Annotated in this window: 7 protein-coding genes; 2 read left to right on the top strand and 5 right to left on the bottom strand. The window is 41.7% G+C overall.

Going from position 1 to position 8,286, the window contains the following annotated elements; genetic code table 11:
* Positions 1-83 precede the first annotated feature (83 nt).
* The 3 genes from ABF638_RS35560 to ABF638_RS35570 all read right to left on the bottom strand — a co-directional run bounded on the left by ABF638_RS35560 (position 84) and on the right by ABF638_RS35570 (position 3,519).
* Positions 84-2,012, bottom strand: a complete 1,929-nt coding sequence (locus ABF638_RS35560; protein ID WP_435027475.1) for an ABC-F family ATP-binding cassette domain-containing protein — start codon at positions 2,010-2,012, stop codon at positions 84-86.
* A gap of 70 nt (positions 2,013-2,082) precedes the next feature.
* Positions 2,083-2,499: a DUF1824 family protein gene (locus tag ABF638_RS35565; RefSeq protein ID WP_435027476.1), complete on the bottom strand. Its 417-nt coding sequence runs from the start codon at positions 2,497-2,499 to the stop codon at positions 2,083-2,085.
* Positions 2,500-2,670: 171 nt separating this feature from the next.
* Positions 2,671-3,519, bottom strand: coding sequence for a prohibitin family protein (locus ABF638_RS35570; protein ID WP_435027477.1), 849 nt, complete (start codon positions 3,517-3,519; stop codon positions 2,671-2,673).
* A 262-nt stretch (positions 3,520-3,781) separates the two neighbouring features.
* Between ABF638_RS35570 and ABF638_RS35575 the strand changes: the two genes are divergently transcribed.
* Together ABF638_RS35575 and ccmS are read left to right on the top strand one after the other, a co-directional pair.
* Positions 3,782-5,590: an ABC transporter ATP-binding protein gene (locus tag ABF638_RS35575; RefSeq protein ID WP_435027478.1), complete on the top strand. Its 1,809-nt coding sequence runs from the start codon at positions 3,782-3,784 to the stop codon at positions 5,588-5,590.
* 38 nt (positions 5,591-5,628) lie between these two features.
* Positions 5,629-6,057 (top strand): beta-carboxysome assembly chaperone CcmS, encoded by a 429-nt coding sequence (ccmS, locus tag ABF638_RS35580; RefSeq protein ID WP_292740741.1) that lies wholly within the window; start codon positions 5,629-5,631, stop codon positions 6,055-6,057.
* Between the two features lie 9 nt (positions 6,058-6,066).
* On the opposite strand, the gene ABF638_RS35585 is transcribed toward ccmS, so the two are convergent.
* Together ABF638_RS35585 and ABF638_RS35590 are read right to left on the bottom strand one after the other, a co-directional pair.
* Complete coding sequence (locus ABF638_RS35585) at positions 6,067-6,906, bottom strand: Rpn family recombination-promoting nuclease/putative transposase (protein WP_435027480.1); 840 nt, start codon at positions 6,904-6,906, stop codon at positions 6,067-6,069.
* Positions 6,907-7,333: 427 nt separating this feature from the next.
* On the bottom strand, positions 7,334-8,286 hold a 953-nt coding region (locus ABF638_RS35590; protein WP_435027479.1), incomplete at its 5' end, for a tetratricopeptide repeat protein.

Below are 8,286 nucleotides of genomic sequence, written 5' to 3' on the forward strand. Positions count from 1 at the left end.
ATCGCCGTCTCTACAAAAGACTGATTATTGTAGAGACGGCGATTCATCGCGTCTCCTGTCTTAATTCACGTCACGTTAAAAAATCAAGACTCCATCTCTGCCAATTCTAACCACCGTTCAGTCGCCACATCGATCGCGTGCTTGAGTTTTTCCACATGATCGTACAATTTCTGCACTTGGCTATAATTCCCCGGTGAGACATTCGCTAGTGTTTTCTCGGTTTCTGCCTTCTCAGCCTCTAACTGGGCAATTTTAACTTCCAACTGCTCAAATTCCTTTTTCTCCCAATTGGATAATCTCCGCCGCTTGGTATTCTCTGCATCCTTGGGTGAAGCTGCACCATTTTGGGTTTCAACATTTTTCGGCTTTTCCTTAGCGTTAGCAGCCTGTAGCTGTGCCTCTTCAGCCTTCTTATAGTCCAGATAAATCGAGTAATTACCTGGATATTGCCGCAGATTACCGCCTTCCTCAAAAGAAAATACTGTGTCGATGGTGCGATCGAGAAAGTAGCGATCGTGAGAAACTACAATTACACACCCAACAAAATCTTCTAAATAATCCTCTAATACTGCCAAGGTCTGAACATCTAAATCGTTTGTCGGTTCATCTAAAATCAAGACATTGGGCGCACTCATCAAAACCCGCAACAGAAATAAACGGCGTTTTTCACCACCCGAAAGTTTACTAATTGGGGCATACTGTTGATTACCAGGAAACAAAAACCGCTCCAACATTTGAGAAGCAGTAATTTGAGTTCCATCGGTAATTTTGATAAATTCTCCTTCTTCTTTGATGTAGTCAATCACGCGCTGATTTTCATTCAATGCTGTGAGCAATTCTTCAGAATGTTGGTCAAAATAACCGATGTGAATTGTTGTCCCAACTTCTGCAACACCTGAATCTGGCTGAATCTGACCAGTAATAATATCCATTAAAGTGGATTTACCAGCACCGTTAGCGCCGATGATTCCAATGCGGTCTTCTGGACTAAATTCGTAGGTGAAATTATTAATTAGGGTGCGCCCATTGTATGCTTTGGAAACGTTATTTAATTCAATAACCTTTTTGCCAATGCGACGACCAACTGTCGAAATATCAACTTTACCCTGAACTTGTTTAAATTCAGTATCCCGCAGAGCGTGAGCGCGGTCAATTCTAGCTTTTTGCTTAGTACTTCTGGCTTTCGGCCCTTTTTTCAGCCATTCCAACTCGCGGCGCAATAAGCCTTGGTGTTTTCGTTGACTACTTACGGCAGATTCTTCAGCTAGAGCTTTCTTTTCGAGGTAATATGAATAGTTACCTGAATAGGTGTAAATGTCGCCTCGGTCGATTTCAATGATTCGATTGGTGACACGATCTAGAAAATAGCGATCGTGAGTTATCAGAAAAAGTGCGCCGCGATAGCGATTCAAATAACTTTGTAACCATTCTACAGAGAGAGCATCTAGATGGTTTGTAGGCTCATCCATGAGCAAAACATCTGGTTCTGATAGCAAGGCTGATGCTAAAGCAATGCGCTTGCGATAACCTCCAGATAAAGTGCCTATCTTGGCATCAAAGTCAGAAATTCCTAATTTTGTCAGGATGATTTTGGCATTAGTTTCTAGTTCCCAAGCATCATTTGTATCCATCTGTTGCATCACCACAGAAAGGCGAGACATCAGTTGACTATCATCTGGATAGTGAGCCAATTTATCTGAAAGTTCTTCATACTCACGCACTATGGCAATATGTTCGCCACTGTCAGCGAAAACTTGCTCTAAAACTGTGTGATTTTCATCTAAATCTGGTTGCTGGGGTAAGTAGATAATTTTAGAACCGGAGTTGATTAAAATTTGACCACTATCAATCGATTCTAACCCCGCGATCATTTTTAATAGGGTTGATTTTCCAGAACCATTAGTACCAATTAAACCAACTTTATCGGTAGCATCGAGGCTAAAGCTAGCATCTTTTAAAATTTCCTTGATGCCAAAGTCTTTTTTAACTGACTGTAGTGTAATAATACTCATAAGATTGAAGTCATTAATTATTTTTCATTAGTGAGTAGGCAAGGCAATACCCTACCTACATTGCCGAATTCTATACAAATAAGTCCAAGGGAAGGTGTCCATACATTTCGTTGATTCCATCTTCGTCATAAGACTGGCAAGATACTAATACACCGCGATGATGTCCATCATAGGAATCTAGATAACACAAGCCATTTTTGCCATTTAATTTGATATAAACTGGGCCTTCAGGTGTAGATAAATTGTTTGGTGGTTCATAACCTAACGCCAGAGAATAGGTTTTCATTGCCAATATTCCTTCTTCTGCTGTATCAGCACAAATTCCTAAAATTTGGTAATCAGCAAGCTTGGTGATCAAAATTAGGGCATTACGAATTACTACTTTTTCTGATGAGTTGAGGATAGGGGCAATGTCTAGACAGTTGAATTTGTTCAGTAATTTTTTCGCTTCTTCGGCGGTGAGATTTTGAGGATTGGAGGTTGACATAAACTTCGATTATTGTCTTGTTGGTTTTTCTGTTGTGTTGGAGTTGGGGCTAGCCCAACTTATACAATCTTGGATTTCAGATTGGCAATTGTCCAAGTGTTGTAAAATTTCTCTGAGATCAGAGCAAATTCCATGTATTTTAGAGCTTGTTATCTCATGCCCACTTCCCTTTTACGGCTGATTTTGGACATTCCCAAGGTTGAATATGAAGGGGACGCCGTTTTTTGAGTCGCTACCCATAACGAGGACTTTGGGCATTTGAGCGCCGCCAGTTTTCCAAGCTTCAATTGCTTCTTTTTGCAGAACTAACTGCCCTCCTTGGGCTTTGAGTGTCTCTGCTAAGAGTCTTTGAGCTTCTGCTCTACCTTTGGCGCGATTAATGTCTGCTTGTGCTTCTTGTTCAGCTTCACGTGCTACATAAACGGCTCTTTGCGCTCGTTGTTCAGCAATTTGTTTTTCTTCGACTGCTCTGGCAAATTCTGGCGAGAATGCTAAATCAACTACGCTAGTATCTAATACAATTATCCCATATTTGTCTAAGCGATCGCCTAACGCTTGATCAAAGTCTTCTTTTAATTCACTTCTTTTGGTAATCGCTTCTTCTACTGTTCTTCTAGCTGCGGCAATTTTAAATGCTTCTTGTGTCTGAGGGGCAATGATTTTTGATACAATATTTTCTAATGTTCCTTGTTTCCTTCTTACTTCAACTACCTTTATCGGATCAAGGCGAAAGTTAATCGCAAATCTTGCAGATAAGTTTTGCAAATCCTTAGTAGAACTCTCTGCTGGGACTTCAAATTTTTGCACTGTTAAATCATACACATCTATCACGGTGATAAAAGGCGGTTTCACGTGAATACCTTCCAATAAAGCGCCATCTCTGGCTTTACCCAAGATGCTGATCACTCCTGCTTGTCCTGGGTTAATAATGATAAAGGAGTTTAACCCGATAATCACTAGTATTGCTAGCACAATTCCCAAAACTGTGGTTTGCCAATTTCCGAATTCCTGATTTTTCAAGTTCTTCTCTCCAATATTGAGTGCTGAGTGCTGAGTGCTGAGTGCTGAGTTAGGAGTTAGGAATTAGGAATTAGGAGTTAGGAGTTAGGAGTGATTATTCTACTTATTGTCTCCTTTTCCCAGTCCCCAATCCCCAGTCCCCAGTTCCCAGTCCCCAATTTAAGTGTCTCATTAGTCTGTCTGAATCAATCTTCAGACTCAGAACTCAGGACTCAGAACTTTGTTCCGTGGTAATATCAGTGACACAAAACCGCAAAAAGCCGTGGCTACTGCATTCAAATCTCTTCGGGCATCAAGAAGGCGTAAACATTCAACGCATCCTCTCCAGCGTTTGCTTGAGTATGGACACCAGTATCGTAAACAAATTTGGCTGGCAACTACTTATTCTATCCTCAATAAATTTTTCGACTTGGCACCACCCGGCTTAATTGGCGTTGCGGTGGATGTGGTAGTCAAGCAGCAGGATTCCATAATTGCACAGTTAGGGGTACGCGATGTCTTTCAACAATTTTTGATTATTTCTTTTCTGACTGTCATCATTTGGATACTAGAATCGGTTTTTGAATACGCCTACGCTCGACTTTGGCGGAATTTGGCTCAGAATATTCAGCATGACTTGCGTTTGGATGCATACAAACATTTGCAAGAGTTGGAATTGGCTTATTTTGAAGAACGCAGCACTGGCGGTTTAATGTCTATCCTTAGTGATGATATTAACCAGTTAGAGCGGTTTTTGGATGGAGGAGCGAATGATATTATTCAAGTTTCCGCAACTGTTCTCATTATTGGCACAGCTTTCTTTATTCTGGCTCCTAGTGTAGCGTGGATGGCTTTATCGCCAATGCCATTTATCCTCTGGGGTTCTTTTGCTTACCAACGACTACTTGCGCCTCGCTATGCTGATGTCCGGGAAAAAGTAAGTTTTCTCAATTCGCGGTTGTCAAATAATATCAGCGGAATTACTACTATTAAAAGTTTCACTGCTGAAACTTATGAAGCTTCTCGTTTGGAATTAGATAGTGATGCTTATCGCCGCAGCAATTCCAAGGCAATTACTCTTTCTGCTGCTTTTGTACCGTTAATTCGGATGCTGATTTTGGTGGGTTTCACGGCATTACTGTTATATGGCGGGATGGCAGCGGTTTCTGGAAAAATGTCTGTTGGTGCTTACAGTGTATTAGTATTTTTAATCCAGCGTTTGCTGTGGCCTTTAACTAGATTAGGCGAAACCTTTGACCAATATCAAAGGGCAATGGCTTCTACTAATCGAGTCATGAATTTATTAGATACTCCTGTAGCGATTCATACAGGAAATGTCGCTTTACCTGTGGATGAAGTGCGCGGTGAAGTGCAATTTAAAAATGTTTATTTTGCCTATAAAGATAGATTTGCAGTGATTAAAAATCTGTCTTTGGATATTCCGGCGGGGAAAACTATTGCAATTGTCGGTTCCACTGGTTCAGGTAAAAGCACTTTAGTCAAACTTTTATTGCGGTTGTATGAGATACAAGCTGGAGGCATTACTCTCGATGGGATTGACTTGCAAAGTTTGAATTTACAGGATTTACGCCGCTGCATTGGTTTGGTGAGTCAAGATGTCTTTCTATTTCATGGCACTGTAGCGGAAAATATTGCCTATGGTAGCTTTGAGACTACAGAGCAAGAAATCATCACGGCGGCGAAGGTAGCCGAGGCGCACGAATTTATTATTAACTTGCCCCAAGGTTATGAGACAATTGTGGGGGAAAGAGGACAAAAGTTATCTGGTGGACAAAGACAACGGATTGCGATCGCACGGGCAGTCTTAAAGAATCCCCCCATTTTGATTTTAGATGAAGCTACCTCGGCGGTGGATAATGAAACAGAAGCGGCAATCCAGCGATCGCTAGAACGGATTACAGTAGATAGAACTACAATTGCGATCGCTCATCGTCTTTCCACCATCCGCAATGCCCATTGCATTTATGTCATGGAACATGGGAAATTAGTAGAGTCGGGAACCCATGAGCAATTGCTGGAGAAAGACGGGATTTATTCCGGCCTCTGGCGTGTACAGTCAGGTTTAAGATAAGTTTCGCCTATTGTCTGTGTCTTCATTACGAATTATTTATGTTTTTTGGTAATAGTCAACCAGAATCAGGTGATACTAAGTGGCGTCGCCAGTTGGATAAGTTTGTCAAAGCAAATCAGCAAGAATTGGCGGCGCTGTTTTGGGGATTGTGGTTAGCAAATGGTGATAGTCAGGGTACTGTTGGTATTGATTTGCAACCAACGCCGCATTTTGTTTATTGTCCGAAAGAACAGATAGAGAATTTAAATATTAGAGTTGAGAATCGGCTTCAGGAAATTTTGGGGATTGTGGAGAATCACAAACCGGATGTGGAAGTTGTGATGATTGGGATTGGGAAGGGGGAAATTAAGTTAATTCAGTTTGCACCGGAACCAGCGCCACCGATTTGTTTTGAGGAAGTTGGGAAGGATGTAGATGGGTTATTGGATGTGCTGGAAGAGAGGATGAGGGAGGAGATTGTTTTTTAACGCAGAACATCACGATTCAAATATTTGTCTCACTTCCTCTAGAGTTTCAGCTATGAGAATAGAACGTTGAATTGCCTTGAGTTCTTCAATATCAGATTTTTGAGAAATTTGTGGCATGAAATTCAATCCTTCATTGCCGAATTTTACTTCTAAGGTTAATTCGATGCTCGATAGCCTATCTTCTCGTTGTGCGCGTTGACATATTTCTTCATACCAGGGCGAAGAACGTAATACTGTCATATCCCACCTCATAATTTGTTGGACTAAAGCACTATCTAATACAAACGTAGCAAAAAATGCTAAGACCGTTTCAAGTTGATTTAATTGTTCATCCGTTTGCAATAAACGCAATGCTTCTCGGATTGTAGGCTCGTTTCCACCACCTTTAAGAATTGGAACAAATGGAAGTAACGAAGGTAAGGGTTGTTCAAAGGCGATGCTAACATCTACTTCCCAGAGATTAATAACGCGATAATCTTGGCGTACTTGTAACCCAGCAATATTAGACTCGTATTGTGTGGGTATTTCTACATCACTCGTTTTGAGGATATTGATTAGTACGGGATAAGTTGGTAATTTATATTTTTCTTCTGCCAACCCTGCATAGGCACGCATCCGTCTTGGCATTTCGGGTTTATAGCGCAATTGCAATTCATTGAGAACGAGAAATTTTCCATACTCTTGACTTTCGACGCGGATAAGTACATCACTTTCTCTACTAATCCACTGAAATTCAGAATTGAGGATTTCCCCGGCAACGACATCAGGAATTTGTGTTACCCATTTTACCCAATTGTTAGGTGCGAGACTAATTAAGCGTTTGGTGCTGACATCAGCAGGTTTTGACATGGAAATAACGGATGCACTCAAGAACTGCAACTCATGATACTTGATGTAGTTTAGTAATATTTGGTAGATCGCACCTCATTTTAGACTCTGAATAGGAACGAAGTCTTCTCTACGAGACGCTACGCGAATGACGGGCTACGCCTACGCCTTCACAACACCATCATTCCACCTCAAAACAGAAAAGTTTTCACTTGAAACAAGAACATTCTCGTTTGGAACACGAAACTTCGAGTTCAGAACACCATCATTCCACCTCAAAACAAGAACATTTTCGTTTGAAACAGGAAAGTTCTTATTTAGAACAAGAACGTTCTCACTTGAAACAGAAACATTATTGTTTTAAACATAAAACTTCGAGTTCAGAACACGAAACTTGGAGATTAAAGCTTGATTGATGAGGTTGGGAACTTGAATTTTGCTATTGTGATTAAAGAAAATCGCGCAAATCTTCTAAACTTTTACGCACAGCAGCAGTATTAGGATGATTTGCGCCTAACCGTCGCTCAAAAATATCTAATGCTTGCATGTACAAAAGTTCCGCTTCGCTGTATCTGCCTTGGTCACAGTAGAGTGCCGCTAGGTTCTTGAAGCTGTGTGCGACATTTTCATGTTCATCTCCCAGCAGCTTGCGCCTGAGTGCCAAAGCTTTGATGAAAAGGGTTTCTGCTTCGCTGTATCTGCCTTGGTCACGGTAGAGATACGCTAGGTTATTGAGGTTAGTGGCGACATCTTGATGTTCATCTCCCAGCAGCTTGCGTTTGAGTTCCAAAGCTTGGATGTAAAGGGGTTCGGCTTCGCTGTATCTGCCTTGGTAGTTGTAGAGTAATGCGAGGTTGTTGAGGGTTTGTGCGACATCTGGATGTTCATCTCCCAACAACTTGCGCGTGAGTTCTAAAGCTTCGATCAAAAGGGGTTCGGCTTCGCTGTATTTGCTTTGGAAGCTGTAAATTAACGCTAGGTTGTTGAGGGTTTGTGCGACAAATGGATGTTCTTTTCCCAGCAACTTACGAAAGAGTGCCAAAGCTTGGATAGCAAAGGGTTCGGCTTCGCTGTATCTGCCTTGGTAGTTGTAGAGTCCCGCTAAGTTGTGGAGGCTTTCTGCGACATCTGGATGTTCATCTCCCAGCAGTTGACGCCTGAGTGCCAAAGCTTGGATGTGAACAGGTTCGGCTTCGCTGTATCTGCTTTGGAAACTATAGAGTACCGCAAGGTTGTTGAGGCTAGTAGCGACATCTGGATGTTCATCTCCCAGCAGGTTGCGCCTAAGTGCCAAAGCTTGGATGTAAAGGGGTTCAGCTTCCCTGTATCTGCCTTGTAAACGATAAAGTACCGCAAGGTTGTTGAGGCTAGTAGCGACATCTGGATGTTCATCTCCCAGCA

The organism is Nostoc sp. CALU 1950 (genome assembly GCF_051172895.1).
GTDB lineage: Bacteria > Cyanobacteriota > Cyanobacteriia > Cyanobacteriales > Nostocaceae > Nostoc > Nostoc edaphicum_A.

Bases quoted from the DNA above. Each gene is read 5' to 3' on its own strand.
- ABF638_RS35560 (WP_435027475.1), bottom strand. From the start codon at position 2,012: ATGAGTATTATTACACTACAGTCAGTTAAAAAAGACTTTGGCATCAAG.
- ABF638_RS35565 (WP_435027476.1), bottom strand. From the start codon at position 2,499: ATGTCAACCTCCAATCCTCAAAATCTCACCGCCGAAGAAGCGAAAAAA.
- ccmS (WP_292740741.1), top strand. From the start codon at position 5,629: ATGTTTTTTGGTAATAGTCAACCAGAATCAGGTGATACTAAGTGGCGT.
- ABF638_RS35585 (WP_435027480.1), bottom strand. From the start codon at position 6,906: ATGTCAAAACCTGCTGATGTCAGCACCAAACGCTTAATTAGTCTCGCA.